This window comes from Neisseria sp. P0004.S004 (assembly GCF_051963335.1).
In the GTDB taxonomy this organism is placed as follows: Bacteria; Pseudomonadota; Gammaproteobacteria; order Burkholderiales; family Neisseriaceae; genus Neisseria.
Map to the genome: position 1 here is coordinate 98,627 of NZ_JBQCUK010000006.1, position 26,912 is coordinate 125,538.

General features: G+C 42.2%; 27 protein-coding genes and 4 pseudogenes. 11 read left to right on the top strand and 20 right to left on the bottom strand.

Annotated features, from left to right (window positions below; all coding sequences use genetic code 11):
* Nucleotides 1-45: 45 nt before the first annotated feature.
* The 8 genes from ACTHRY_RS06720 to ACTHRY_RS06755 form a co-directional block, all read right to left on the bottom strand.
* Entirely contained in the window at nucleotides 46-357 is a 312-nt protein-coding gene (locus tag ACTHRY_RS06720) for a TrbM/KikA/MpfK family conjugal transfer protein (protein ID WP_053088389.1), read from the bottom strand.
* Nucleotides 358-444: 87 nt separating this feature from the next.
* Entirely contained in the window at nucleotides 445-957 is a 513-nt protein-coding gene (locus tag ACTHRY_RS06725; RefSeq protein WP_079453774.1) for a DUF4189 domain-containing protein, read from the bottom strand.
* Between the two features lie 14 nt (nucleotides 958-971).
* Nucleotides 972-2,144: a type IV secretion system protein gene (locus ACTHRY_RS06730; RefSeq protein ID WP_053088390.1), complete on the bottom strand. Its 1,173-nt coding sequence runs from the start codon at nucleotides 2,142-2,144 to the stop codon at nucleotides 972-974.
* Nucleotides 2,145-2,162: 18 nt separating this feature from the next.
* Nucleotides 2,163-2,948, bottom strand: coding sequence for a hypothetical protein (locus ACTHRY_RS06735; protein WP_141759999.1), 786 nt, complete (start codon nucleotides 2,946-2,948; stop codon nucleotides 2,163-2,165).
* Between the two features lie 130 nt (nucleotides 2,949-3,078).
* A complete protein-coding gene (locus ACTHRY_RS06740; protein ID WP_049359282.1) occupies nucleotides 3,079-5,529 on the bottom strand; it encodes a VirB4 family type IV secretion/conjugal transfer ATPase in 2,451 nt (816 codons plus the stop codon).
* Between the two features lie 62 nt (nucleotides 5,530-5,591).
* Nucleotides 5,592-5,897, bottom strand: a complete 306-nt coding sequence (locus ACTHRY_RS06745; RefSeq protein ID WP_036490852.1) for a type IV secretion system protein VirB3 — start codon at nucleotides 5,895-5,897, stop codon at nucleotides 5,592-5,594.
* Nucleotides 5,898-5,905: 8 nt separating this feature from the next.
* Nucleotides 5,906-6,295, bottom strand: a complete 390-nt coding sequence (locus tag ACTHRY_RS06750; RefSeq protein WP_049323264.1) for a TrbC/VirB2 family protein — start codon at nucleotides 6,293-6,295, stop codon at nucleotides 5,906-5,908.
* Between the two features lie 47 nt (nucleotides 6,296-6,342).
* Nucleotides 6,343-7,050: a lytic transglycosylase domain-containing protein gene (locus tag ACTHRY_RS06755; RefSeq protein WP_349267277.1), complete on the bottom strand. Its 708-nt coding sequence runs from the start codon at nucleotides 7,048-7,050 to the stop codon at nucleotides 6,343-6,345.
* Between the two features lie 100 nt (nucleotides 7,051-7,150).
* Between ACTHRY_RS06755 and ACTHRY_RS06760 the strand changes: the two genes are divergently transcribed.
* The 8 genes from ACTHRY_RS06760 (at nucleotide 7,151) to virB11 (ending at nucleotide 15,892) form a co-directional block, all read left to right on the top strand.
* Nucleotides 7,151-7,615 (top strand): hypothetical protein, encoded by a 465-nt coding sequence (locus ACTHRY_RS06760; RefSeq protein ID WP_049323266.1) that lies wholly within the window; start codon nucleotides 7,151-7,153, stop codon nucleotides 7,613-7,615.
* Between the two features lie 11 nt (nucleotides 7,616-7,626).
* On the top strand, nucleotides 7,627-8,529 hold the full coding sequence (locus ACTHRY_RS06765; RefSeq protein WP_049323267.1) for a virB8 family protein: 903 nt from the start codon (nucleotides 7,627-7,629) through the stop codon (nucleotides 8,527-8,529).
* The gene (locus ACTHRY_RS06770; protein ID WP_049323269.1) at nucleotides 8,529-9,254 is read left to right on the top strand and encodes a TrbG/VirB9 family P-type conjugative transfer protein; all 726 of its coding nucleotides are present in this window, start codon (nucleotides 8,529-8,531) and stop codon (nucleotides 9,252-9,254) included. Before ACTHRY_RS06765 ends, ACTHRY_RS06770 begins: the two co-directional genes overlap by 1 nt.
* Before the next feature lie 2 nt (nucleotides 9,255-9,256).
* Entirely contained in the window at nucleotides 9,257-10,429 is a 1,173-nt protein-coding gene (locus tag ACTHRY_RS06775) for a TrbI/VirB10 family protein (protein WP_049323271.1), read from the top strand.
* A 268-nt stretch (nucleotides 10,430-10,697) separates the two neighbouring features.
* Nucleotides 10,698-12,389 (top strand): type IV secretory system conjugative DNA transfer family protein, encoded by a 1,692-nt coding sequence (locus ACTHRY_RS06780; RefSeq protein ID WP_049323272.1) that lies wholly within the window; start codon nucleotides 10,698-10,700, stop codon nucleotides 12,387-12,389.
* A 63-nt stretch (nucleotides 12,390-12,452) separates the two neighbouring features.
* Nucleotides 12,453-13,094: a hypothetical protein gene (locus tag ACTHRY_RS06785; protein WP_234398625.1), complete on the top strand. Its 642-nt coding sequence runs from the start codon at nucleotides 12,453-12,455 to the stop codon at nucleotides 13,092-13,094.
* Nucleotides 13,095-13,112: 18 nt separating this feature from the next.
* Complete coding sequence (locus tag ACTHRY_RS06790) at nucleotides 13,113-14,615, top strand: calcium-binding protein (protein ID WP_053088391.1); 1,503 nt, start codon at nucleotides 13,113-13,115, stop codon at nucleotides 14,613-14,615.
* A 257-nt stretch (nucleotides 14,616-14,872) separates the two neighbouring features.
* Nucleotides 14,873-15,892, top strand: coding sequence for a P-type DNA transfer ATPase VirB11 (gene virB11 / locus ACTHRY_RS06795; RefSeq protein WP_440374122.1), 1,020 nt, complete (start codon nucleotides 14,873-14,875; stop codon nucleotides 15,890-15,892).
* Nucleotides 15,893-16,137: 245 nt separating this feature from the next.
* Here virB11 and ACTHRY_RS06800 read toward each other — a convergent pair.
* From ACTHRY_RS06800 to ACTHRY_RS06815, 4 genes and pseudogenes are all read right to left on the bottom strand, one after another.
* Nucleotides 16,138-16,538 (bottom strand): annotated as a pseudogene (locus tag ACTHRY_RS06800) (transposase); the annotation flags it as partial.
* A gap of 306 nt (nucleotides 16,539-16,844) precedes the next feature.
* Nucleotides 16,845-17,582, bottom strand: a complete 738-nt coding sequence (locus tag ACTHRY_RS06805) for an SDR family oxidoreductase (protein ID WP_234398626.1) — start codon at nucleotides 17,580-17,582, stop codon at nucleotides 16,845-16,847.
* Nucleotides 17,583-17,797: 215 nt separating this feature from the next.
* Complete coding sequence (locus tag ACTHRY_RS06810; RefSeq protein ID WP_049323299.1) at nucleotides 17,798-18,091, bottom strand: YciI family protein; 294 nt, start codon at nucleotides 18,089-18,091, stop codon at nucleotides 17,798-17,800.
* A 35-nt stretch (nucleotides 18,092-18,126) separates the two neighbouring features.
* Nucleotides 18,127-18,684, bottom strand: a complete 558-nt coding sequence (locus ACTHRY_RS06815; RefSeq protein ID WP_049323297.1) for an NAD(P)H-dependent oxidoreductase — start codon at nucleotides 18,682-18,684, stop codon at nucleotides 18,127-18,129.
* Between the two features lie 145 nt (nucleotides 18,685-18,829).
* Between ACTHRY_RS06815 and ACTHRY_RS06820 the strand changes: the two genes are divergently transcribed.
* Complete coding sequence (locus ACTHRY_RS06820) at nucleotides 18,830-19,738, top strand: LysR family transcriptional regulator (protein ID WP_440374123.1); 909 nt, start codon at nucleotides 18,830-18,832, stop codon at nucleotides 19,736-19,738.
* A gap of 105 nt (nucleotides 19,739-19,843) precedes the next feature.
* Here ACTHRY_RS06820 and ACTHRY_RS06825 read toward each other — a convergent pair whose 3' ends face one another.
* Together ACTHRY_RS06825 and ACTHRY_RS06830 are read right to left on the bottom strand one after the other, a co-directional pair.
* On the bottom strand, nucleotides 19,844-20,125 hold the full coding sequence (locus tag ACTHRY_RS06825) for a helix-turn-helix domain-containing protein (protein ID WP_079453808.1): 282 nt from the start codon (nucleotides 20,123-20,125) through the stop codon (nucleotides 19,844-19,846).
* 370 nt (nucleotides 20,126-20,495) lie between these two features.
* Complete coding sequence (locus ACTHRY_RS06830; protein WP_049322816.1) at nucleotides 20,496-21,386, bottom strand: LysR family transcriptional regulator; 891 nt, start codon at nucleotides 21,384-21,386, stop codon at nucleotides 20,496-20,498.
* Nucleotides 21,387-21,512: 126 nt separating this feature from the next.
* On the opposite strand from ACTHRY_RS06830, the pseudogene ACTHRY_RS06835 reads away from it, so the two are divergent.
* Nucleotides 21,513-21,947 (top strand): annotated as a pseudogene (locus tag ACTHRY_RS06835) (aldo/keto reductase); the annotation flags it as partial.
* Between the two features lie 29 nt (nucleotides 21,948-21,976).
* On the opposite strand, the gene ACTHRY_RS06840 reads toward ACTHRY_RS06835, so the two are convergent.
* The 5 genes and pseudogenes from ACTHRY_RS06840 to ACTHRY_RS06860 all read right to left on the bottom strand — a co-directional run.
* Nucleotides 21,977-22,279 (bottom strand): oxidoreductase, encoded by a 303-nt coding sequence (locus tag ACTHRY_RS06840; RefSeq protein WP_284675781.1) that lies wholly within the window; start codon nucleotides 22,277-22,279, stop codon nucleotides 21,977-21,979.
* The gene (locus ACTHRY_RS06845; RefSeq protein WP_283123635.1) at nucleotides 22,192-22,536 is read right to left on the bottom strand and encodes an oxidoreductase; all 345 of its coding nucleotides are present in this window, start codon (nucleotides 22,534-22,536) and stop codon (nucleotides 22,192-22,194) included. Before ACTHRY_RS06845 ends, ACTHRY_RS06840 begins: the two co-directional genes overlap by 88 nt.
* A gap of 105 nt (nucleotides 22,537-22,641) precedes the next feature.
* A complete protein-coding gene (locus tag ACTHRY_RS06850; RefSeq protein ID WP_049322815.1) occupies nucleotides 22,642-22,896 on the bottom strand; it encodes a hypothetical protein in 255 nt (84 codons plus the stop codon).
* A gap of 202 nt (nucleotides 22,897-23,098) precedes the next feature.
* A complete protein-coding gene (locus ACTHRY_RS06855; protein ID WP_003746683.1) occupies nucleotides 23,099-23,572 on the bottom strand; it encodes a hypothetical protein in 474 nt (157 codons plus the stop codon).
* A 130-nt stretch (nucleotides 23,573-23,702) separates the two neighbouring features.
* Nucleotides 23,703-24,305: pseudogene (locus ACTHRY_RS06860) on the bottom strand (transposase); the annotation flags it as partial.
* A gap of 253 nt (nucleotides 24,306-24,558) precedes the next feature.
* Between ACTHRY_RS06860 and ACTHRY_RS06865 the strand changes: the two are divergent.
* Nucleotides 24,559-26,010 (top strand): DUF389 domain-containing protein, encoded by a 1,452-nt coding sequence (locus tag ACTHRY_RS06865; protein ID WP_440374124.1) that lies wholly within the window; start codon nucleotides 24,559-24,561, stop codon nucleotides 26,008-26,010.
* 53 nt (nucleotides 26,011-26,063) lie between these two features.
* Here the strand turns inward: ACTHRY_RS06865 and ACTHRY_RS06870 are convergent.
* A pseudogene (locus ACTHRY_RS06870) lies at nucleotides 26,064-26,420 on the bottom strand (aminotransferase class IV); the annotation flags it as partial.
* Nucleotides 26,421-26,912: the final 492 nt, after the last annotated feature.

The window sequence follows — 26,912 nt, forward strand, 5'->3', positions numbered from 1 at the left end:
GAAAAGGCCGTCTGAATAACAGACGGCCTTTAAAATATAAAGTAATTATCTTACCAATGTATTAATCATTTTAGAAACATCCTGATTATTGGAAACCGGACATTTTTTGAGGAAGTTGCGACGGGCGGTCAAAGTATCATGCCCGTGTTTAAACTTGATCGAATAGTATTTGCGGAGAGAAGGTTCGCATTGGCTGGGAGAGCTATTTGGCGAAGATAAGCACATAATAGCTTCGCAGGCCAGGCGTTCTTCATCGCTGTTGATTTTTACGGGGTTAAAAGAATCGGCAGAGAATTCCGCAAAGGCAAAGGAAGGTACCAATGCCACTGCAAGCAATAAGGAGAATGGGGTTTTCATAATATTTTCTTTAAGTGGAAATGGGTAAAATTCAATATTCTAATACGAGCCGTCCGGAATTTCAGACGGCCCTTGAGATTTTAGATATTAGGGAAGCGAGCAGCCTTCAGGTAAATAAACTTGACAATCTCTTACTTTGGGATCAGCTTTACATTTGGCCAATGCAGCAGCTTCCGCCAATCCCTTGTCTTTTCCTGCAAAAAAAGACGTCCATTGAGTTGGGTTATTAATTATCTGGCCTCTCGCAGCAGCAATACAACCGTTTCTAACCCAAGAAGCTACTCTGCAAGAAGCCTTTGGGTTTCCTTGTCTACATTGAGTCAAAGCCGCTTTCTTTGCTTTAGACAAAGAGTCCTGATTTAATACACCGCTTGCATAGCCAGTATCCATATTCATTGCCACGGCACCATATTTAGAAGGGATATGAACAATAACTGGAGTTTGTTGTTGATTCATGGAACCGTTGTAGTATGGGTCATTTGCCAAAATGGGAGCCATACAGTGGGGATCTCCAGAGGGGCCACCGCCTACACCTGGAGAACAGGCAAAAGAAAACATGGGAAACAAGCCCATACAAAGAATAAAAATTGCTTTCTTCATGATATATTTGTTCCTCAATTTATTGGATTCTTCGGATCTTTGCTACCAGTGGCTATTCCTAATGTAGATTGTCCTTGTGTCTTAACTACATTTGTATTTGAGACTGTGTTACCAGATTGCCAGTTACCCTGAGGTATACTAGTATTTAAGTCAGTATTATTTCCTATTTGCTGCTGAGTAGAATTAATCTGAGGAGGTGCATTATGCCCTGGCATCGTACTCGGTTGTCCATTATTTGGGTTATTCCAACGTTCTGCCGGGTTATAACCACTGAAGCTGCCCATCACGCCATTAAACCACATCCCCGCCATAGGCGGCACCACAATCAACAAAGTCGAGAGAATCAGTCCCAAACCCAACTGCTGGGTAGCTGTATCGGCAAGGCCCACAAGGGTTTCTTTAGTAGTCACAAACTGCATAGCCTCTTTTGAGAGAAAAAGACTGGTACCGACATTGGAAACTAAGTCCATGGCAATATCTGACATTACACCGAGCATAACCCCTGAAAAGATGGTTGCCAGCCCATAGTATAGCCATTTTTGAAACAGGGGTGCTGTTTTTTTGAACAGAAGGCATAAAATAAAGATAGGCGCAAAGCCGATAAAGAGAGCCATGGCGATGCGGAATACGATCAGCATGGTTCCTGCTACTACGCCAGGTCCGGCCGTACCGACACCGGCAAACCATTTTGCCTGATTGAGTTGGGTGAAAATGTTTGGATCACCTGCGGTATCGATTCTGCTCAACATGCCCATAATGGATTGGGCAACAGTAAGGTTTTGGTCGATTTTACAGCCAACAAAGCTGTCGGTCGATTGAGTCAGACAGGCTGCCCCAATTTTATTGTCGCCACGCATAATTTCAGATAGGGTATCTGCTGTCGTATCGGTCAGTGTTCTTATGGCAAAATTACTGCTTGAGGCAACGCCCAAGGCGACAAAGACAATAAAATAGGCTTTACCCAAACCAAATGCAAACCCTTTAAGCCCTTCTTGGCTTCTACCGGTTGCAATCAGATAACCTTGAACCATGATCCAAAGGGTAAGTAGAGCTAAGACCAAAGACAAAGCCATACTGAGGTTTTTGGAAAGTAGGTGTTCTGTTAAAAATTCTATGCGAGCATAGATGTAGTCGCGGATACTGGTATAGATGGCTAATTCGCCAACGCCACTGATAAATTGATCCATAGTGTTAATCTTTTTCTGTTATCGGTAAAATGCTTTATTTGAAGAATTTGAGGATCCTTTTCGAAGACCTTCAGCTTTAGTTTTATAGTCTCCTGCCTGGCTTTTTAGTGTAGTGACAATAGCAGCATGAACAACGGCTTTTGCTGCCATCCCTCTTACTGAAAAAGAACCTTGGAGTTGCTCTTGTGTTACGGCAGTGCGAGCCTTCTGAATCATTTCTTGTTTAGCATCCAACAATTTGATCTGATGCTCGTTGATTTTGACGATATTGTTGATGTTCAACATTTGGTTGCGAATGTCGGACTCTATGGTTTGGAGAACACCTGAATTTTTACCGTTATTGTTTTTTGAACTGACTCTTTCATAATTCTTTAATGTTGCATCTAGTCTTTTCATATTTTGCGAGATACGGTCTTCGGTAGCAAAATAAAGTTTGATCTTCTGATTGTCGATTTGAATGGAGGTAATACACAGATTTTTGGATTTTTCATTGACTAGACTATTACACTGTTGGATGCGTTTATTCAAAATCTGCAAAATTTCCTCATTTGACATTTCTTTGATCGAATCTATTTGCTGAACAGAAGAAAGTGGACCACGAATTTGGCTGTCAAATTGCTCTTTCCATTGTTCGTATTCCTTATTATAGTGATCATAGATTTTTTTATAGTGAATAAACTTTTCTATACCGTCTTTGATCATTTGACCTAAGGCTGCCCCATCAAATACGGGAAAGCCGCCGGCCATCGCAGGCGAACTTCCCAACATTCCGGCGCACACTAGAACAGCTGCCAGTTTTTTCATTCCAATTTTCATTTTTTATCTTTCTTTGATTCAATTAATTTCGAATATCCAAGTTTTTCGTATTAAGGGTTGTTAGAAAATCTATTATTTTCAGATGCCCCTATTTGCTTTGTATTCATTTCAAAGCGGTCTAATCTGCATTACGCATCACATTAGCAGCCGACTTCTTGCCGGAACCCTTACGCTCATCGTAGAAGGTCTGCAACCAATCTTCTGGCTTCACTGCATCGATGCTAATGCCAAGGCGTTCGGCTGTTTTCTTGATAATGCCGTCCATGATGTCGATGTTGTCGGTACTGGCGGAGATGACAGCCAATTCGTCGTCAAATCCGCGCAGATTAAGCTGGCAAACAGCTGACGCATGACCTTGTTTGACCAAGAAGCAGCGGCTACGCTCATCCAGGCCTTTGACTACTTGAAACTCTGAGTCGGTCAGTTTCAAGCCGTCGATATAGTCTTTTTTATCTGCATTCGGATTCGGCAGCAGTATCATGGTAGCTGTCTGCTCAATCAGTGCGGCGGAAATATCGCTTTTGAGGGCGTCTTCCGGTGACTGGGTAGCGAAGATACCCATACCGTTTTGCTTACGGATGGTTTTTTGTTTGTTTTTGGCAAACTCTTTCAAACCGCCTTCGCCATCAAGGATTTTCCAGAATTCGTCCATGATGTAGATGAAGCGGCGGCCATCGATAAGCTCTTCCATTCGATGGATAAGGTAGCCGATGACTGGATCGCGTACCTGTGGGTTTTCAATCACATCGGTGTAGTCGAAGCCGATAATATTGGCTCCGCTGAAGTCGATTTTGTCCTGAGGGTTATCAAAAACCCAGCCAAGGCTGTTTCCACGGGTCCATTTGCGGATATTGGCATAGAGGGAGTCATCGCCTGTATTGGGCAGAGATTTTTGGAAGTTGGAAATGCTGCGCAGCGCCAGCGGAGTATCGAGCATGGCTCGAACGGCGCGCAGGACGTCGTCGTCTTCTGCGGCAGAGTAGTGCGCTTTGCCTCCCAGTTGTTTCATAAGGCCGCAAAGGAATTGGACATTTGCCTCTGTATTTTCGCATTGGAAAGGGTTAAAGCCGGTAGGTTGGCCGCTTTCCAGTGCCATATAGGCACCGCCGCAGGCTCTGACAAAAATTTCGGCACCACGGTCTTTATCGAAGAAAAAGATAGTGGGTTTGGGATCGTATTTTTGTACCTGGCTAAGGAGGAAGTTGATAAGGGCTGTTTTACCTGTACCGGACTTACCAATAACCATAGTATTGGCAATGGCTTTTTCTCCTTCGGAATCTTCGCCTTCGAGGGTTGCATGGAAGTTGAAGTAGTAGGGCTGGCCATTGGTCGTCTGAAGAACGGTAACGCATTGCCCCCATGGGTTGCCCTCACGTTTGCCGGCGGCAAAATTGTGTAGTGGGCAGAGACCCAAGAAATTTAACGATGAGAGATTGGCGATGCGGGTGCGGTAGTTCCAGTTACCCGGAAGCTGGGCATAATATGCGGCGCAGACGGCCAAGTCCTCTTTTGTTGTTACAAAACCTGCATTGGAAAGCTCTGCTCGGGCGGCGGCAATGTTTTGGGAAAGCTGCTCTTGGCTGTCGGCATAGATAGCAAGACTGAAGTGGTAGCCTCCAAGAACGAAATTGCCGGATGCGAGTTGGTCCATTGCATGATCAAGTTCTGCAATTTGGGTAAAGGATTTATCGCCGGAAGAGATCATCATGCCACGGGTACGCTCAAGGGTTTTCATGGCGTCGTATCGGCTCATGGGGCTGAAACTATGAGTGATAACGTATTCGACATCCAAATATTTGAGCCCGTTAAGCACGCCGGGATAGGTACCGTCAGGGTATTCTTTAAGGTTGAGTATGGCACCGTAGTGATTTTTACCTTCAGGGGTACGGACGATATAGTCACCGGTTTTGGCAGAGAAAAGATGTCTGCTAAGGGGTAAGTAGTTGTAAACAGGAGCGGGCAGTACGGGAACCGGCTCGTTTACACGGTTAAGGATGTAACCGAAAAGTTCGAGTGTTTCTGAGAATACAGTACCGTTTTTGCCTTCGTACATACCGAGTCGGTAGGGGTGGTAGTCTTTGAGGACGGCTTCAAGGTTGGTTGCTAATTCATTTAGCGTACCGATAGCTTGTTCCTGTTCGGCCTTCAGACGATCGATATTGCCTGATTTATCAACAAACTTTTTGCCGTCAACAACGGGGCGGTAAATCATGGTCAAGTAAAGCTCGTTGTTCATGAGCTTTTCTTTAGAAAGTCGGGAAAAATAGCGGTCGGAGAGGCTTTGATTAAAAGACTCTTGGAATTTTGGGCGCAAATCGATGCCGCGGTGGCGGCGAATGTCATGTACCCAGAAGGCAACATTGACATAGTCCGGAGCGCGTAAGGATTGGAGTAAACGATTAAATGTGTTGTGTTTGTGTTCGAGCTCCCATTCTTCTCGACCCACAAAAGGAAGGCCGGATAGATGCCATGTTGTCAGGTAGTCCCCACCAGTGGTTTTAACAATGGTTGGGGAAACATGGGTGGAGAGGGATACGAATTGACTGATTGATGCGTCAGGAGTAAACATTTTATTTGTTTTTTGTGTTGAAATCGTCCGACAGACAAAGATGTCTGCCGGATGTTTTGTTGTCATTGTTTGGGAGGATTGTTACGGTATTCATTAGGCGAGAAGCACCACGTATCAGGAAACTCCTCTCGGTTTCTGGCTTTAAGTCTAAATTTCAGACGTAAACCGAGAAAACGAAAAATCATATCATCCCGCTTGGCCATCTGCCTCATAATCAGGATGATGAAGGGAATGGTCAATAAAAAAAACATATTGAAGTACATTCCCATCAATAATCCTGAGCCGGCTCCTATAAAGAAAGGTATATAAGGTACACCGAGAAAGGTTGCCGGACGCGTACATCCTCGAAAAACGATGTTTTTCTGCATGGTGTTAATTAGGCAAAAAATTGCAATACTTGGAGCATTGCTGATGTTGTACCGGCAGAGCAAGAGTCTGCATTGCCAACCAGCATTTTTGCGATTTGGCCGGCCGCACCAATCAGTACGCCACCAATTAAAATAGGAGCGACGTCAGAAATGCGTTTGTGTGCAAAAGCAATTTGGTAACCGGCAAAGATAATGGCGATGGTTACAACAGCAACGGACATTAAGTTCAATACGGTATGGATGTTTTTAATGAATTTACAGGCGCCACCGGAAGCTGAAGTAAAATCATCGGCTGCCATACCTACAGTTGGTGCTAAAAATGCTGCAGCAACAAATGCTGCTGTAGCAACGTTTTCAGCGGTAAAGCGGGATTTTTTTTGAATCTGAGTGTTTTTCATTTGAAATTTCCTATGTTTATTACAGGTTGATGTGGAAAAAAAACTATCTAAAAGACTGCTGCGCTATCTTTATAAGTATTGCTTTTCGCTTGTGCAGTACTATTATCTTGTAAGGAATGTTGGTTTTTAGAGACAGTGGCCGAGTATGGTTGTGGATTAGCGGTAACTGTCAAATTTGGGCGGTTAGTTTGTTGCGCTGTCATTTGTCCCATAGGGCGAGAGGTATTCACAGTATTGCTGATGACTGGAATGGCATTTTGTGGGATTGCTCTCCCTTTCCCCATGGATGAAAAAATTTTTTGCACATAGCCATGCTTATAACCGGTTACAAAGTTACCGGAATAATAACAGCTGAAAGATTTACCCCAGTCTTTTGCACGATTGTAGCATTCTCGCAATATGTGCGAGCCTGCTTTGACGTTTGGGCACACCTGGAATGCATGTTCGTAGGAATGCAACCCGTATTTTTTTAAATTGTATCGGTTAACTTGAGCTAATCCTAAGGAGAAGTTAAATCCCTTTTGTTCCAACATTTTAGCAGTAGCGACTGCTTCAGCCAAATTTTTAGGCTGTCTTTGTAAGCGTCCGCCTACAACACCTATGGCGTATGGGTTGCCTGAGGATTCAACTCTCACGACATGATGCATAATATCATGCGGAACAGCTAAGTCGGCGCAGGAAAAAAACATGATGTTGAGATGAAAATATGAATTTGTATTGACGTGAAATTTAGCACAGATTAAAATAATTAACAAGATTTTAACCAATAAAAATAACCAAACATGAATTGTCTTTTCTTCATTTTTAATTAAGACGCTTTGGTTGTAACTTAAGTTGTTTTATAAGGTGCTATGTATGTTTCTTTTAAGAACGCTGTTGCTGTCTGCTAGTGTGGGCGCGCTAATGGCAGGTTGTGCAAATCAGTCTGCTCCAGATTTCCCAAGTTCATGGAAGCCATTAAATGAACTACCTGATCAGGTAACTGAGATTCTGCTTGTCAAACCTCATGTTTATCAAGTAACACAACTTGATACAACTGTAAAAGGTTTGTTGGAGCGTTGGGGAGAAGAGGCAAAGATGCCTGTTGTTTATGACCATACGCTTGATTTTACTTTGTATAAGAAAGTATCAACAATACGAAATACCGAGCTTGATAATGCTTTGAGTGAATTATCTAAACTTTATGAAGATAAAGGGATGGTTTTCTATGTTCAAAATGGTGTCATTATGGCGCATAAGAAAATGGATGTTGCTGTGAAAAACAGTGGGAAGAAAAAACATGAGAGATCAGCAAAAGCTGATGTAAAAACTCAAGATTAAAATGGAAATATATGTTCAAATCAAGTAAAAATACTACTGATGGCAATATCCAAAAGGCTGTAAAAAGATCTTTGGATTTTGAAACGACCTTGGTCGATATCCGCAAAAAAAGTGAGAAAAGGGCATGGATTGTTGCCGGTATTTCTACCTTCTCTTCTTTGTGTCTACTTGGCGGATTATTTTATATTTTGCCGCTGAAAGAAAAAGAACCTTATCTTGTTATGGCTGATGTCTATACGGGACAAGCTACTGTTGCTAAACTAGCCGGTGATTGGAATAATTTAGATATTACTAAAAATGAAGCAGTAAATAAGAGTAATATTTCTCACTTTATTATTGCTAGAGAATCTTTTGATAGTCAGATTATTTATGATAATGACTGGGCTACAGTTTATTCTATGTCGGTTGCAGGGGTATCTGACAGCTATCGCAATCTGATGAATAAAAGTAATCCGAATAGCCCATTTAATCTTTATGGGTCTGCTCAGTCAATTCGCGTTAAGATTTTGAGTATCGTCCTTAATAATAGTGGAAAGGCCGATGGTCGCGATGCTAGCGCAACAGTAAGATTCCAAAGATTTTTATTAAATAAGAGTACTGGCATATCAAGATTTATGGATAGCAATGTTGCTACTCTGACCTATACTTATAATAGCAATTTGAAGATGGATGAAAAGTATAGGTTAAAAAATCCCCTGGGATTTCAGGTATTGTCTTATCGTGTTGATCCTGATGCTAGTGAATCACCTGTTCAAGATTTATCTTCGGATTATCTTTCTGCAGGAACATCATCTGAAAGCCAGGCTCAGCAACAAGTACAAAGTGTACCCCAGCCCCAGTTAGAAGCTCCTACATCTGTAGATAATGATGTTCCTAATGCTTCTCCTATATCTGTTGAAAGTGGAAATCAATAATGTTAAGAAAAATATTTTTAGCAACGGCAGCATCGTGTTTGTTGCAAGGAAGCGTCTATGCTGCAGCTATTCAAGAGTATACGTTTCAAGAAAATACAACTTATCCCGTTCATACGGCACAAGGCGTAGTCACACAAATTGAACTTGATTCTCGTGAAAAGGTTAAAGATTTTGGTGCAGGCCTAAGTGGTGGATGGGATTTGGTACGTAGAGAAAATGTATTTTATCTGCGTCCAAAGGCTGATGCAGTTGATACTAATCTTATTGTTCGTACTCAGGCTCACCAATATATTTTTGAGCTTAAGGTTTTGAAGAATGTTGTTGGCAATTTGTCAGAAGCTTCAGACAAAGGGGTAAATTATCAAGTTAAATTCAGATATCCCGATTCTACGGATTTCAGTCTTCGTGCTAGTACTTTGGCTGGCTATAGCCTGAAATATGATTCTTCTAAAATCTATAATACTAATTATGATGTGGCTGCAAATGAAAAATCTCGTTGGCTAGTTCCTTTAAAAGTCTATGATGATGGCAGATTTACCTATGTCCATTTGAATAAGGGCAAGTTCACAGGTGATTTTCCTGCTGTTTATGGCAGAAAATCAGAGAAAGGAGCTGAGTTTGTCTTAAACAGTAATGTTGAAGGTAATGTAGTTATTGTCCATGGGACTTATCCATTCTTAGTTTTGAGACATGGAAATGATGTAGTTGGATTAAAAAGGAATTAAGAATGTCTGATAAGCTAAATAATGAACATCACAAAGATAGTGAATCATCACAAAATTTATATTCAAGCCAATACGAACAAGAACAATTGGCGGGACTTGAGGAGAATGCTCCTCAGCTAAATGCTCCTGTTGACCGTACAGTCAACAAAAAAGCTATTGCGTTTATTGTAGCTGCAGGTTTTGGGTTAGCTGGACTAGGGGCATTTGCCTATCATCAATTTAGTGGTCCTGATGAAGCTCCCCCTCCAGAACGCCCTCAGGTAGTTACTGTACCAGATTTACCTGCTCCAGATCCTCAAGTGACGGAACCCCCTTCAATTGATTTAGCAGAAGACAAAAATCCCGAATTAGAAACGGATAATACATCGAATACAAAAACAATAGATGTAACTACTCCACCAGTAGTGGAGACCTTGCCACCTATAACTCCATCAACTCCAACAACTCCTAATGTTCCTATACAGCCGATTATTCCAGCAGGAGATATGTATGCTAATATGAATTCTGCATTTGTTCAGGACGGGGAGGCTGCTCAAAAAGAGTCAGGAGTAAGTACAGCTCAGGCTAATGCTGTCCGTTATATGCATAATAGGGATAAGTTGCTTCAACAAGGGACTTATTTGCGTTGTGTATTAGAAACTAAAATTATTTCTGAGGTAAAAGGATTTACATCTTGTATCATTACTGAACCTGTATATTCTGCAAGTGGAAAATATCTCTTATTGCCGAAAGGTTCAAAAGTAATGGGGCAATATGGCTCCAGTAACCCTACTGGTCCACGGATGGAGATTATCTGGAATCGAGTTATAACACCCGATGGTATCGATGTAACACTGGAATCTCCTGGAGTAGATAATCTTGGTGCAGCAGGTCATGTCGGTAAATTTAAGTCTCACTGGGGATCACGTTTAGCATCGGCTTTATTGATTAGTATGATTTCAGATGCTTTTAAATATACTGCTACTGAATATGGTCCACAAGGACAAACGGTTACAACTATGACATCAACTAGTACTAATCCTTTTGAAAGTGAGACAGCCAATACATTGAAACAACAGGCTATCAATCAACTTGAACGAAATAATGCTCGTCCTAATACAGTAACAATAAATCAAGGTACTTTGATTAATATTTATACTGCCCAGGATATTGATTTCAGTTCGGTAATGCAGTAACCATAAAAGGCCGTCTATTTTTTCAGACGGCCTAATTATTAGGCCTCATAATAAGGAGGAATTATGGAAAATCTTCATCATGCTGCTGTCGATAACTCTCTATGATTAAATGAGAATCTAAGAGTTTGTATAGAGAAGATAGCATAAGAATTCGGTCGGTGATCTAAGAATAGTCTTTCTTAAATGCAAGATACTAAAAACTATCTGAAGATTTACATCTCAAATAAAAATTCAAAATAATTCAATTATTTAACTTATAGGTATTATAATGACTCTAAAAAACAAATCTATTGTCACGGTATTTCTATTATTAATCTCTTTGTTATTGGGTTGTTATTTATCAGGTTTTATCCTACTACAATGGTTAGGCTTAGATAAAACCCCTTTGCTGCTCACAACATGGTTTAAATACTATAATACATTAGATATTCCTCAAGTTGCCAAATACTCGTTACAGATTAAAACTTCAGGAATTGTTGGATTTGGTTTAACCTTTTTGATTGGTCTGATTGGTTTAATTCCTATTTGGCGTACTGCCTCTCAGAGTCTTCATGGGGAGGCACGATTTGCCGGAATGGCTGATTTGTCAAAAGCTGGATTTTTTAAACAGACGGATACCTCAATTGTTGTTGGTAAATACAACGGTAAATTATTACATTACAATGGCCAGCAATTCGCCTTATTAGCGGCTCCAACACGTTCGGGTAAAGGTGTCGGTATCGTTATTCCGAACCTGTTAAGTTATAAAGGATCGGTAGTTGTTTTGGACATCAAACAGGAGAACTTCAATTTGACTAGCGGCTACCGCAAAGAAGTATTAGGTCAGGAAGTCTATTTGTTCAACCCGTTTGCCGAAGATGGAAGGACACACCGTTGGAATCCGTTTACCTATGTTTCTTCTGATCCTGACCAGCGAGTATCGGATTTAATGTCGATAGCTGCAATGCTATATCCTGATGGAGATAGCCGTGATAAGTTCTGGGTAGCGCAGGCAAGAAATGCGTTTTTGGCGTTTTCACTTTATTGTTTTGATGAGCATGAAGCAATGGCTGACTTTTCTGTGGAGGGCAAAGAAAATGAGCCAGCTTGTACATTAGGGAAAATATATCGCCTTTCATCAGGTAATGGAACAGAGCTTAAGGAGTATTTTACATCTTTATCACAACAACCATATCTCAGTGAGGCTACAAAAACTGCTTTTTCCGGTTTAATCTCTCAGGAAAAAGAAACCTTTGGTTCTATCATGGGTACGTTTAAAGAACCTTTAAACCCATGGATTAATCCCGTCATTGATTCCGCTACTTCAGCTGATGATTTTCTGTTGACTGACGTACGTAAAAAGAAAATGACCATCTATATCGGCATTCTTCCCAATAAACTTGCTGAATCAAGGGTCATTGTCAACCTATTTTTCTCTCAACTTATCAACCAGAATACGAAAGAGCTGCCTCAGGACAACCCAGATTTGAAACATCAATGTATGCTGCTGATGGATGAATTCACAAGTATTGGTAAAGTTGAAATTATTGCCCATTCCGTCAGCTATATGGCAGGTTACAACATTCGCCTATTTCCGATTATCCAATCAGTTGCCCAGCTGGATGCTGTCTATGGCAAAGAATATGCACGTACCATTATCACTAACCATGCTTTGCAAATCATCTATACTCCTAGAGAACAGCAGGATGCAAACGAGTACTCCGAAATGCTGGGTTATACCACAGTGAAAAGAAAAAATGTCAGCCGCGGACGCGAACGTAGTGTATCGGAAAGCGAAGAACGTCGCGCATTGATGTTGCCGCAAGAGTTAAAGGCAATGAGCCAAGATAAGGAAATTATCCTTTACGAAGGTATGTCACATCCAGCGCAAGTGGGGAAAATCCGTTATTACCAAGATGGAACATTTACTAAACGGCTGATGGGGGCAGTGAAAGTTGCCTCGTTAAAAGAAAAACGGTAATAGTAATCAAAGTCCAAGGCCGTCTGAAAATGAAATGTGCAGAATGACAAAAAAGGAATTTATATGAAACTATCAGCGATTACAGCCATATTAACTGTATGCTTGGTAACTTCTTGTACTCCGCAGATTAGTAATAAAAATATTAAGGATTCTTCCAAGATGCAGAATATACAAAAAGAAATAACTATGGAACAAGTGCGCAATCGTTGCCGAAGTATGTTGCACAAAGTGGAAAATCGGGATGATCTAATCAAGCAGATGTATGATACGGCTTTTAAAGATGACTGCCTGTATGCAATGTATGCGCTAGAATTAGAAGATATTTGGCAAATTCCAGTTGTTGAAGGACATGTTAATAATCATTTCGAAAATTTTACTTCCCCTATTGGATTATATGTGGCAGTACGTCATACCTCATATAAAACCAGTTTCATTATTTTACCGACCAAACAATATTTCAAAGAAAAAATAAGTATTTTTCCTGAAAATAGATTTCCTGATTTTTTACCAAAGCCTAAGGAGAAAGAAATGCCTCCTGAGTATGGAGATTATTATCCACGACGTGAAACTGACCCGATTAAAGAGCTGGTTGATTACTACTGGCGTGAAAATGGTCGTGAAATAATTGCAGCAAACAACGGTTCTGGAGCAATTACAGCATTTACTTTTTATAGTAATACAGAAATGAGTCCGATGGGTTATTGATACAGAGACTAATATATAATGACTAAATTAAACGAAAAAGCAGAAACTCAATTAAGAATATTAGGTTTTCATAATAAACGGTTCAACTCCACTATGTCAGAATTGGACAGGATAAAGGCAGATTATGAGCTGGTTAGACAGATTAATCAGTTTAGCAGTAACGGACAAGGTTTTTTCGAAGCTAAAGATAGCAAGAGTAATGCATACTATAACTCTAAAGATAGAAATATCTATTTTCCAGGTTCAAAGTATACTACTGCTACAGCAGTAGCCCATGAAATAGGACATGCATTGGGTAAATATCAGGCTAAATCAGCGAGTTATTATAATACTGCTAAAGCTTATGCTCAAGCACGAGGCTATGGAGAAGCAGAGGCAATCTTTAATGAAGCACGTATGATTGCTTATGAAGAGCGAAATAATGGAAGTGCCTATAGTACTAAAATTAGCGGTGATCTTTATCCTTATATCAAGGGTAAATCTTTTGAGCAAGTTAAGGATTTGATTGCTCGCCAAAATATGTATGGTATGCGTCCAAATTCAGAAGAAAATGAATCGATTGGATTGAGTTATTATGAAAAGGATATTTATTACTTTCTGAATACCCGTACCAATTTTGCCAAAGACTTTTCTGAGGCATTCTTAAGGCCGGAAGATAAACAAGTATTTGTTAAACATATGGCAAATTATGACACTTTTGGAAATAAGGGTAACAATAAAGTCGTTGCTGATGGATCATATAGTCGTGATAGTTTATTAATAGGCAGATCTAAGACTTATTTAAAAAGTGGTGCATATATGTATGGAGATGCCGGTGATGATATTCTAAAAGGTACTAATCAAAATGACATTTTATTAGGCGGTAGTGGTAATGATGTATTAATTGGTGGTAATGGTAATGATGTTTTAGCCGGTAATTCCGGAAGAGATAAATTATTTGGTGGTAAAGGACATGACAAATATCGTGCTGATAATTTAGATATTATCCGAGATTCAGACGGCAAGGGTGAAGTGTTATTAAATGGCCATATATTACAGGGTGGTGTACGTGATTTATCTCAACCAAACCGTTTCGTTTACCGTAGTGCTAGAATGGTATATGAATGGGATAGAAATACAGGGACATTAGATGTAAATGGTCTTAAAATTGAAAATTTCAAAAATGGTGATTTAGGAATTCATTTAAAAGAACAAAAAACAGGCCAATATAATGATGTTATTAGAGTACATTCTGCTACGGGAATAGATGGTATTAAGATTTTGCGTCAACCTCGGAATACCAACATGGCTCATGCTCCAGCTCCTAGCAATGGGGATGATATGTACACTAATCAGCCTTTGAATTTGGAAGCAATCCCACAAAATGCCCAAAATATCTATCAGCAGAGTAAAAAAATTTTTACTGAATTCTGTAATAAAAAAGATATTATCTACGATGAAAGAAGCTTAGATAATATTGCTATGGCACTGGCTGCTGAAGGGTACGCAAACAAGATGAGAGGTGCATCTCTAAAATATTAAAGAAAATGGGCATATTCTTATTGGTGATAAGGCTCCTGAATTAAGAACTGCTTCTGTGGATATGCAAAAAGCTGCAGTTACACCGATAGAAGAAAGTCTTATAAAGGTACAGGTAACAGCTCAGCAATTTGAATTAGAAACACAACAAAAGCAGTTAACACAAGCCAGAGGGCTGAGTATTTCTTAGGCTAAAATGAAAAACACACCTAAGGTTCAAATATATTGTAATTAAATTTTTGAATAAACTTATTTTAAACATGGATGAATTAAACTCAACAATTTCAGCAGATTTCTTAGATTATCAATACGAAGTATTGGGAATTACCTCTTTCCTGAAAGATCCTGATGTTACGGAAATTTGTATTAATAGGCCGGGAGAGGTATTTCTTGAGACTTCTCAAGGTTGGAAAAAGGTAGAAGTAGATACGCTAAACTTTGATAGGGCACGTCAGTTCTGTACAGCTGTTGTTAATGAAAGTAATACTGGTCAACGAATTACAGAAGCAGAGCCAATGGTGTCATTAACATTTCCAACAGGCCAACGGGCTCAATTTGTGATTCCTCCTGCCTGTGATGCAGGAAAAGCTTCAATTACAATCCGTCTACCATCAAAACATACTAAGAGCTTAAGCCAGTATAGCAAAGATGGTTTCTTTAGTCAGATTATTGAATTAAATAGAGAATTGTCGCCTCAAGATAAGGAATTAGTTGAACTGAAAAATAATCGGAATTACGAGGAATTTTTTAAAAAAGCCGTTGAGTATAAAAAAAATATAGTTGTTTCAGGTGCAACTGGTAGTGGTAAGACTACTTTCATGAAAGCGTTAGTTAACCACATTCCTTTAAGCGAGAGACTAATCAGTATTGAAGATGCTAGGGAGCTATTTATTCCACATGAGAATGTAGTTCATTTACTTTACTCAAAAGGTGGACAAGGTAGTTCAAATATCACAGCAAAAAGTTGCATGGAGTCCTGTTTACGTATGAAACCAGATAGAATTATTCTGGCCGAGTTACGAGGAGACGAATCGTTTTATTTTATTCGAAATTGTGCATCTGGACACCCAGGATCTATTACAAGTTGTCATGCTGGTAGTACTGAACAGACTTGGGATCAGCTGGCACTAATGGTGAAGGCATCACCTGAAGGAAGTGGTTTAGAGTTTGAAGTTATTAAGAATCTACTCAGGCAAACCATTGATATTGTAGTACATATTAAGGCTCATTCTGGACAACGTTATATCACGGGTATTGATTTTAACCCTATCAAAACTTGATAAAGGGTTTAAAAATATATATTTTTGGCCTAAAACCTTTATAAGAGTCTCCTAAATTATCATTGAGAATATTTAGGAGATTTTTTTATAAACAGCTTGAGATCTTTGCAAAATTCTTTTTCCCCGACGGCCGAAATCCAAACACAGGTTTTTCGGCTATTTTCGTTCCAAGTATCCACTGATTCTACCCAAATACCCCCTTAATCCTCCCCGGATACCTGATAATCAGACATCCGGGCCGCCTTTTAGGCGGCAACAGGCACACTTAGCCTGTTAGCCGCTTTCAACAGGTTTAAACACATCGCCTTCAGATGGCTTTGCGCACTCACTTTGAGCAGACCAAAATAGGCTGCCCGGGCGTAGCGGAATTTACGGTACAGCGTACCGAAGCTTTGTTCGACCACATAACGGGTCTTCGACAAATATCGGTTACGTTTGGTTTGCGCTTCCGTCAGCGGACGGTTGCGGTGGGCTTTGCGCATAATGCCGTCTAACAGCTGATGCTCTTTCAGATGTTGCCGGTTTTCCTCACTGTCATAACCTTTGTCGGAATAGATGGTCGTTCGGTAATGCCTTCCAACAAAGGCGACAGGTGTTTGCACTCATGGGTGTTGGCGGGAGTGATGTACAGTTTCTCGATACTACCACTTAATTGTCAAAGATTGGAATAGGGGATAGAGCTTTTACTGTCTCAAGTACCTTCACCTTCTTTGAGAAGAAGTTTGTCAATATAGTTAAATAGAGTGAGGAGCAAACAAATGCCAACGAAGAGTAGGGAACCCAGTAGCTGAAAACAGTAATCAAGCTGATGTAACGATGTGATTAAAAACCCACAAGTAGAACAATACTTAGCCGATTACCAAGCACACTTGGAAAAAGTATTCGGTTAATTGGGGGAATATTAGTTTAGAAGGTGAGCATTCTTGCTCACCTTTTTTATTTCAAACAGTTATCAAACTTCCTGGCGAGTAGGGCGGAAGATGATTTCATTTATGTCCACTTCTTCAGGTTGACTGATTGCGAACAGGACTGTTCGGGCAAAGCTAGATGCAGGAATCTCATTGTGAGCATAGAAGTTCTCCATTGCGCCGCTAGCCATTTCAGAGCTGCTGCCATGTTTTAATTCGCTTTCAACTGCACCCGGGCAGAGAATAGTAGTGCGCAAATTGTAAGGTTTAACTTCCTTGCGTAGGCTTTCCGAAATAGCGCGTACCGCGGTTTTGGTCGCAGAATAAACAGCACATAATGGCCCCCAAACGTGTCCGGCTACGGAAGAAACATTGATGATCTGACCGCTCTTTTGTGTTTTCATGGTCGGTAAAACAGCTGCAATGCCATGTAAGACGCCCTTGATATTGATGTTGATCATTTGATTCCATTCATCCACTTTCAATTCTTCCAACAAGGAAAGTGGCATGACGCCGGCGTTGTTGAGCAATACATCAATACGCCCGTATAGATCTAATGCTCGCTGCGCCAAGGTTTGTACCTCGTCTAATTTGGTGACATCCATTTGTACACAATGATCGTGGGAAAGACTTAACTCATCGGCAAGGGCATGCAAACGATCTAGACTGCGCGCCCCTAAGATGACTTTTGCCCCAGCTTGTACCAAATGGCGAGCGGTTTCAGCACCCAGTCCGCTAGATGCGCCAGTGATGATGACAACTTTGTTTGCTATGTTTTGCATAATATCCTCCTTAATTAACGGATAAAGTGTAATTGACCTTGATTGCCTAAATAGGCTATCTGAATAGCGGTCTAGTGTTTATCGGCAATCATCTTGTCGGTTTGTTTCAAATAGTCTTTAAAATGTGGGGTTTCGCGATGAGCCTGATAGGCAGCTTGTGTGTTTAATGCCATGATAACTCCTAAAAGTGCGGTCAATTTTTTCATCTTTTTCGCTTAGGCTTTGAATTGCTCAATATTTGTAGCCACCATTTTCGGTGTAAATTCACTAATCACATAAGTCGCCAAGTTTGGATAGTACGAGTCTTCCGCCAAAATATGCTCTAACTCTGCGCGATCTTGCGTTTGTGCGATAATCACACCGGCACGTTCACGTTCAGTAAATGGACCAATAATCAGAAAATTGCCGGCTTGATGGTATTTGGCAAACCATGCGGCATGTTTTGGAAATAGTTCCTCGTGTTGTTCGGGGGTAATGTCTTCGTTTACAGTAATGTCGATGATGTACATAATTTCTCCTTGATAATAAATAAAAGGGTTAACAATTAGGCTGCAATGGCTTTAATTTGAGCAATCAAACGCGCTGCATGTTCACGGGCTTGTTCCTGTTGGGCTTTGATCGCGGCTTCATCACGACCGACATAACTGATGCCACAAGTGTAAATAGGCGTTTGATAATCTAAACCACATAAAGTCGCAAAGGTTTCAAACTGTGGTAGGTAATCTTCAACAGTGTGTTTGAAGAAACCGTCTTTTTGATACACTGCTTCTGGTGCGCCAGTCGTGAATGAAATAATCAATTTTTTACCGCCGATTTTTGCAGTCGAGCCGTGCGCAAAACCGTGAACGAACACTTTATCAATCCACAATTTCATCAAGCCTGGCACGGAATACCAAGAAAATGGAAATTGGAACACAATCACATCGGCTTTTAAAATCGCAGATTGTTCTGCTTCGATATCAAATTGATAATTGGGATACAGCGTATCCAAACGGCGGATTTCAGCTTCGGGCAAAGCTTGTGCCACTTCGCTCAAAATGGTTTGGTTAGCAATAGATGTGTTCAACTCCGGATGACCTGAAACAATTAATACGTTTTTCATGTTGTTTTACCTCTTTATAAATACTGGGATAATGGTTTTGTAAAATTGGTAAGAAACCTTACCGCTTGTTGATGAGGTGTATTATACGTAGAAAAATTGTTATGATTAGACGCATAATCTCTAAATAACTTTTAGGTAAAATCTAATGATTGATAATTCATTCTACGGTCAGCTCAACGTTTTCCAAACCATCGCCCAAGAAGGCAGTATTTCAGTGGCAGCACGCAAATTGGAAATTGCGGTGCCTTCGGCGAGCCAGTCTTTGAAACTGCTGGAACAGAAAATCGGTGTGCCGCTGTTCCACCGCACAACGCGTAATATTCAATTGACAGATGCAGGTAGGCAGCTACTGGAGCGTACCGAGCAAGCTATGGCAACGTTGCACCAAGCATTTGAAGAAGTGCAGAATTTTGGTGAGCAAGTGAGCGGCACCGTGCGGATTACCATGGCGCGAGTGATGTATCAATTACTATTGCGACCACATTTGAGAGAATTTCATCAACGCTATCCACAAATTCAATTGGAAATTTCACTTAATGACGGACTTTCGCACCTGATTGAGGATGGCATCGATTTGGGTATTCGCTTCGGCAATCAATTGGATGAAGGGATGGTTGCACGTAAGTTGGTAAATGAAGTGAAAGAAGGCTTGTACATCAGCCAAAGCTATGAAAAACAATATGGCATACCCAAAACGCCTAGAGATTTGTCAGCTCATAAACTTATCGGCTATCGTTTTATCTCATCCAACAAAATTGAGCCTATGGTTATCACACAAAATGGTCAAGATATCGCCATAGAAATGGATGCGCCGTTGCTTTGTAACGATCCGGAAGTGTTACTAGATGCCACCCGCCAAGGTTTGGGAATAGGTAGAATTTTTACCCATAATATGAAACAGCAACCAGACCAAGCAGATTTCATCCCCGTGCTACAAAAACATTGGCGACAGTATCCACCGATTTATCTTTATTATTTGCAACATAGCCAACGAGCGAGAAAAGTGCAGGCGGTGATTGAGTTTTTGCTGGAGAAAACTGCTGAGTTTAGATAAAACAGGCGGGCAAATTAAAAATGCTTTGAAATTTGACCGCTCTTTGCCATAAAAAAGGCCGTCTGAAACGATCATTTCAGACGGCCTTTTTCATCAAATCTTCATTTAAGTTGTACCATAGGTTGCCAAATAATTTTCCCGAAATACTTTTGGTGTGATGTGTTGTTGTTTCTTAAAAAATTTATTGAAGTGCGTGGCTTCTTCAAAACCCAGTTGCAAGGCGATTTGTTTGACGGATTGCGGCGTATGAATCAATAAACGTTTGGCTTCCAGCAGCAGGCGGTCAGTGATGACGGTTTTGGCAGACAGCCCGCTTTGGGCAAGGCAGAGTGTCCCCAGCGTTTTTTCGCTGCACGCCAGTTGAGCCGCATAAAAACTGACTTGTATATTCTTTGGTAGAGACTAGAAATAAAAAATTAAAAGATACAAATTAGATTGGTAAGCTAGGATTAAATATCACTATTATTAATTTAACATAATATAAATTAATTTCCTTTTCCCTATTCTTCTACAAATTCCGCTTATTGTTCCTATATGTCAAATGAGAATTAATGATACTCTAGAGAGTATGCTCATAGTACTCCAATTTTTAGTATATAATCAATAGGTTTTAAGAGAATTTTGGTTGCTTAATAATACTGCAACTCTACCACTTAATTGCCAAAGAGTGGAATAGGCTAACATACCCAGTACCTTCAACTTTTGAAATAGGTAAGGGTAGGGGGGCTAATTTGTGATGCAAATGCTGCCTCCATTATTAGGCGGCTTTTACTTTTAGCGCATCCATGATCAACTTAAATACATTAGAATGCCCACGACGGCTAGGGTAATAGAGGTAAAGCGGATCGTAAGTCATCGCGTATTCGGGCAGCAGCTCGACCAATCGCCCCGACTGAACTGCGTCCGCCACGTTGAGGTACGGCACCCACGCGATGCCGAGGCCGTCTGAAACGGCTTGCAGGCGCAGATGGTTATTGATGGAAAACTGCGATTTGGGCGTGAACGTCATCCGCTCTTTTTTGTCTTTGAATTTCCATTGCATCTCTATGCCGTGTGCGGCGGAGAGCTTCGTGCCAATCAGGCGGTGCTGCTGCAAATCGTCAATATTTTTCGGCGAACCGTGTTGTGCTAGATAATCGGGTGAGGCAACCAGCACCATTTTAAGCGGCTCAGAAATCGGCACGGCAATCATTTCTTTCGCCACATCGTTGCCCAGCCGCACGCCCATATCAAACCCTTCTTTCACAATGTCCGCCCAGCGGTTGTCCACCACGATTTCCAAACGGATTTTCGGGTATCGGTTCAAAATCGGCTTTAATTTCGGATACAACACCGCTTCCGCTGCCACCGCAGGGGCATTGATACGAATCAGTCCCGATGGCGTGCTCAGAAAATCGTTCAACGCATCAACTTCGTTGTTAATCGCTTGATACAGCGGGGAAAGCTGCTCAAAAAGCTGCTGTCCTGCTTCAGTCAGCGACACATTGCGTGTGGTGCGGTTGAGCAGGCGCAGGTTCAGCCGTGTTTCCAAATTTTTCATGCTGTGGCTCAATGCCGAAGAAGAAATTCCCAAAAGTTGCCCCGCTTTCATAAAGCTCTGTGTTTGCGCCAGCGTCAAAAAATAATTCAGCTCGTTAAAGTTCTGCATTTTCCGCCCCGTTTTGGTTGATTAGTGAATTTAATTCACTACATCATAAAACCAAACCTAATTTATTTCAATAAAAACATGGACTAAAATGGCAACCCTTCATGAGAACAAACAGGAGACGACATCATGCAAAACATCACATTAAACAACGGCGTACAAATTCCCGCACTCGGTTTCGGCGTATTCCAGATTCCACCCGCAGAAACCGAACAAGCCGTGATTGCGGCTATTAAAGCAGGCTACCGCCATATCGACACTGCGCAGGCTTATATGAATGAAACCGAAGTCGGTTTGGGAATAAAAAACAGCGGCGTGGCGCGCGAGGAATTGTTCATTACCACCAAAATTTGGGTGGAAAATTTCGGCTATGAAGCCGCCAAAGCGTCGCTGGATCGTTCATTGGGTCGTCTGAATTTGGATTACATCGATATGGTGCTGATTCACCAGCCTTATGGCGACAGCTACGGCACATGGCGCGCGCTGGAAGAATATCAGGCGGCCGGCAAAATCCGCGCCATCGGCGTGAGCAATTTTTCGCCCGTGCGCGCGGTGGATTTGGGGCTATTCAATAAGGTCATGCCGCAAGCCAATCAGATTGAAATCAATCCGTTCCAACAAAAAATGAAGCCGTTACTGCTTTGCAGGCCGAAGGCATCGCCGTGGATTTCTACGCCGTCCAAGCCTGCGTCGAGCGCGAGTTCGGCGGCATGGGCAAAGTGCTGCACCATTTGCGCCACTTCGTCGCTGCTCATTTCGCGCACGCGCCCGTAAGCGCTGGGGGCGACGGCGCCGAGTCCGCGCGTCATCAGCGGATTGGCACGGCTGCCCGCGTGGGCGATTTGGGCGACGATTTTCGCGCCTTGTTCGTGCGAAATGGCTGTGTATTCGCGCAGGGTGGGTAGGTGGCTTGCGTCAAAAGCGTTGAGCGACGGAAAACCGAGATGCCGGTCGGATGCACATTGGTAAACGGCATCACAAACAGCCCGAAGCCGCGAAAACGGTCGCGCCAGAAATTACGGGCGGCGTCGGTCAGCCCACCGTTGGCATCGGATTCGTAAATCGTCAGCGGCGCGACGACAAAGCGGTTTTTGATTGCCACGCCGTTGTTCAGGGTATACGGCGCAAACATCGGGGCGTAACGCGGGTTCATTTTTTGGCTCCTTGTGTTGGGTTAAAGGCCGTCTGAAAGCGGGTTCAGACGGCCTTTTTTGCATTTGTGTTGAATCAAATATAGTTATTCAAAATCAGATCTTCATCAGCTACGCGAATAACTCTGGTATTCCGTTTCCTGTTGTGCAATTTGAGTCTCTTGGTTCGAAAACGATGGTGTCTGTTGTGCCAAACCCTCCTGTACACGTTTGTTGAATTTATCAACAATATCTTGGTTTTCTGCTAAAAGCTGCTTGGTGTACGAACCATCCTTATCATTCATTAACCCATTGATCATCGAACGAATTTTTTCATATTCAGATTGGGATTCTGATTCATTTTTTCCAACATCCGGCGCCATCTCAGGTTTAATAAAGTTTTCTTTAGGCCGTAATGCACCGTGAAAAATAGTTTTTTTAATCCCAATAAGAATTTCCTGTCATCACTACTTCAGCAGGCCCTGTTGATGTTTGAGATCCAAAAATCAGCATAATCAATAATCCGTTGATTCTGCCGTTCTTGAATTTCAGACATTTCAATTCCTTTTATGCAGTGTTAAAAAATTAATCTGCAAAAAAACGGACAGCCTTTGTTTTAACCCAGCCGGTTGCACATACACCGCTGGCGGTTACAACAAGCTGCCCGCCCTCGTCAAACGAAGTCGTCAGACGGCATTGGCTGCCTGACGGTTTCTTTACCTGCCATTTGCTTGGAAAATCTGCCATTTTCAAGCATTCTTTCGCGCCTGCATCTTCACAGCCCGCACCCGCTGCCGGAGGCACTTTTTTCACCAGCGTCCAGCCGTTTGATTCAGCCACATTGCCAACCACACAGAGATATTGGGTGTTTCTTAACTGCATTACCGTTTTCGAACGGGCATCGGGCTTTTCCTTTAACACTGCGCCGCCTGATGATTGTACATAAACCTGATTGCCGCACGACACGGTTTGATGATGGGCTATTTTTCCACTATTTACCGGCTTCGCCACCACTGTTGCCGAGACCAGCAAGGTTAAAAGCAGCATTTTTTTCTTCATTTAAATACCTTTTAAAAACAATAAATTACTAAAATACGCAACATAATCAATGTATTATTGATGATAAAACAACATTGCAAATAATGCAAACGACGAACATCCGAATGCGGTAAGGCCGTCTGAAAGCGATTTCAGAATCGGTGCGGGTATGTTGTTTGTAACCAAGTTTGTAGAGGCCGTTTTTCTTTGTCCAGTGGGCATCTTTATCTTTACTCGGTGTGGTTTGGCCACTGACTTGTCCTTCTTCATCGACTTCTATGGCCTGACGCTGTTTGCTGCCGGCAGTCTGAATAATGGTGGCATCAATGACGGCGGCGGATGCTTTCTCTACTTTTAAGCCTTTTTCGGTCAGTTGGCGGTTGATCAGTTCCAGCAGTTCGGACAGGGTGTTGTCTTGCGCCAGCCAGTTGCGGTAGCGGCATAAGGTGCTGTAATCGGGGATGCTCAGTTCGTCAAAACGGCAAAACAGGTTGAAATCGATGCGGGTGATGAGGCTGTGTTCGAGTTCGGGATCGGAGAGGCTGTGTCATTGTCCGAGCAGGACGGCTTTGAACATGGACAACAGGGGATAGGCGGGACGGCCGCGGTGGTCTCGAAGGTAACGGTTTTTTTGACGATTCAGGTATTGTTCGATCGGTTGCCAATCAATCACCTGATTCAACTTCAATAGTGGGAAACGGTCGATGTGTTTGGCAATCATGGCTTGTGCGGTTTGCCGGAAGAAGGTGCTCATGAAAAATCCCCTAAATGTCTTAGTAGGAATTTAGGGGATTTGGGGGAATTTTGCAAAGGTCTCAGGCTAGGCGTTGTCAGCGTTTTCGGATATATGCTAATATTTTCTGCAAAGTATCTGCTAATATTTAATATTCTGCAAGGTATCTGTTTAATCAGATTTGAACTTAGTTATCAAGCATAATTATCAGTATTCGAAATCCCAGTTAATTAAATATTCAGAGATAATCGTTAAGATTGATTTAAGGATGAAAGTGCAAGACCAAGAAAACATTAAAAACCAAGAAGAACAAGAAAACCAGCCAAAAGAAGACAGTGGGGCCATGACCAGGCTGCAAGATGTGTTCAATCTTTCGCATGACCAGGCCCATCCCGATAAAATTGATGCCGTCATCCGCGCCAATACTCGGGTGTCCGGAACCAATATGTGGGTATTGATGTTTGCCATTGCCGTGGCGAGTATCGGTCTGAATATGAACAGCACGGCGGTAGTGATCGGCGCGATGTTGATTTCGCCGTTGATGGGACCGATTGTAGGTATGGGTTACGGTTTGGCGGTAGGGGATACTGCGCTGATCCGTCAAGCCGTGCGCAATATTATTATATTCGTCGTCATCAGCTTGATTACCGCTACGTTGTATTTCCTGTTAACCCCGCTTAAAGAGGCGCAAAGCGAGCTTTTGGCGCGTACTCAGCCGACCCTTTGGGATGTGTTGATTGCCTTCTTCGGCGGTAGTGCGGGTATTGTGGCGCTGACCCGAAAAGAGGGAGGCAATGCCATACCGGGAGTGGCGATTGCTACCGCATTGATGCCGCCCCTGTGTACTGCGGGCTACGGACTGGCACATGGCAACTGGCACTACTTTCTCGGTGCTTCATATCTTTTTGCCATCAACTGCGTGTTCATCGCTTTTGCGACCTTGTTGTTTACCAAGCTGCTCAAGCTGCCGCGCAGGGGGTTGGTAACGGAATCCAAACGCCGGTTGCAAAGCATCATTATTACCACCGTCGTGTTGGCTGTGATGATTCCGAGCGGCTATATGGCATCAGGACTGGTGCGTCAGGAGATCTTCAACACCAAAGCCAATGCCGCCATTGCCACTGCGCAGCAACAGGAAGGTTTTTTCGTGCTGCGTAAGGTGTTGAACCACAGAGAAAATAAAGTCGGTCTGATTGTCAATGGAACGGGCAATGCCGAGAAAATTTCCGTCTTGCTGGTGAAAAGCCTTAACGCGTCGGGGGTGAAAGAGCCGAAGGTCAACGTGGTCTATGCGGGAGGGGACGATGCCAAAATCGAAGAATTGCTGGCAAACCGAAACAACCCGGTGCAGTTGCAAAACGAGCTGAAAGAGCAGCAAGCCTACATCGATACCGTGCTTGCGGGCAAAACTGCCGATACCGCCGGTGCTGACGATGCTGCGGTACTTAAGGAAATAAAAGCCCAATATCCCGAAGCGGAAAAAATCGTTGTCGGACGCGGCTTGGTTTGGGAGAAAGCGCAAGCAACCCCTGTTTCCGAGCAGTCTGAAAGCGGCAAAAACACTAAACCGGGGACAGGCGAACATGACGATATTGTCGTGGTTTCGCTCGAATTTAAGGAGCCTTTGCCTGCCAAAGATCGCGAACGTTTACAGGCGTGGTTGAACCAGCGTTATGAGGGTAAAGTCGTGCGCATGTTTGTGAACACTCAAGTTTCAGACATATAACCCGTTTCACGAATACTCCGCCTGTCGGCTTTATCCGTTTTCAGGAAATAATTTTATTCTTTAACGACCAAATCCGCCTCAAACACGCTCCTTAAGGCGTTGGAGAGGCGGATTTCTTCGGCGTGTTCCAGTATGTCGCGGGTGATGTGCGTTTCGATGACGGTGTCCGCGCCCAAGTAGGTTTGCGGATGCTGCAACACGGCTTGGCGCATGACGCCGTTGAGGATGTCCAAATCCAGAGACGGGGTGAGCCATTGCCCTTGGTATTTGACGAACACGTTGCTTCTGCCGCCTTCGAACAGGATGCCGTCTGAATTGAAAAACAGGCTGTCGAATGCGCCTTGTGTTTCGGCGGTTTGCCACGCTTGGTTGTACAGGGTGCGGCGGGTGGTTTTGAAGCGGCGCAGCAAGCCGTAGCCTATATGAAATTTAAACTCAACAAGTAGGATGTGTGCGGAACGCACGCATGCGGTTTTCAAGGTTTGAGCTAAGAGGCCGTCTGAAAACAGAAAAACCTTTCAGACGGCCTTTTTGTTTTTGAATATTGTAAGTGATTGTAGAATTAAGAAAAACAGGAATTGATAGACTAAAATACTAGCATTATTAATTTAACATAATATAAATTAATTTCCTTTTCCCTATTCTTCTACAAATTCCGCTGTTTTGTTCCTATATGTCAAATAAGAATTAATGATACTCTAGAGAGTGTGCTCATAGTACTCCAATTTTTAGTATCAAATCAATATGTTTTAAGAGAAATTTGGCCACTTAATTTTACCTTACCTCTACTACCTAACTTATTGAGTAGTGGAATAGGGGGAGGTATAAGAATACCAAGTACCATCAAACTCTTGTGAAACAAGAAAGCGTAGGGGATAGCTAATCTATACTGCAAAGGCCGT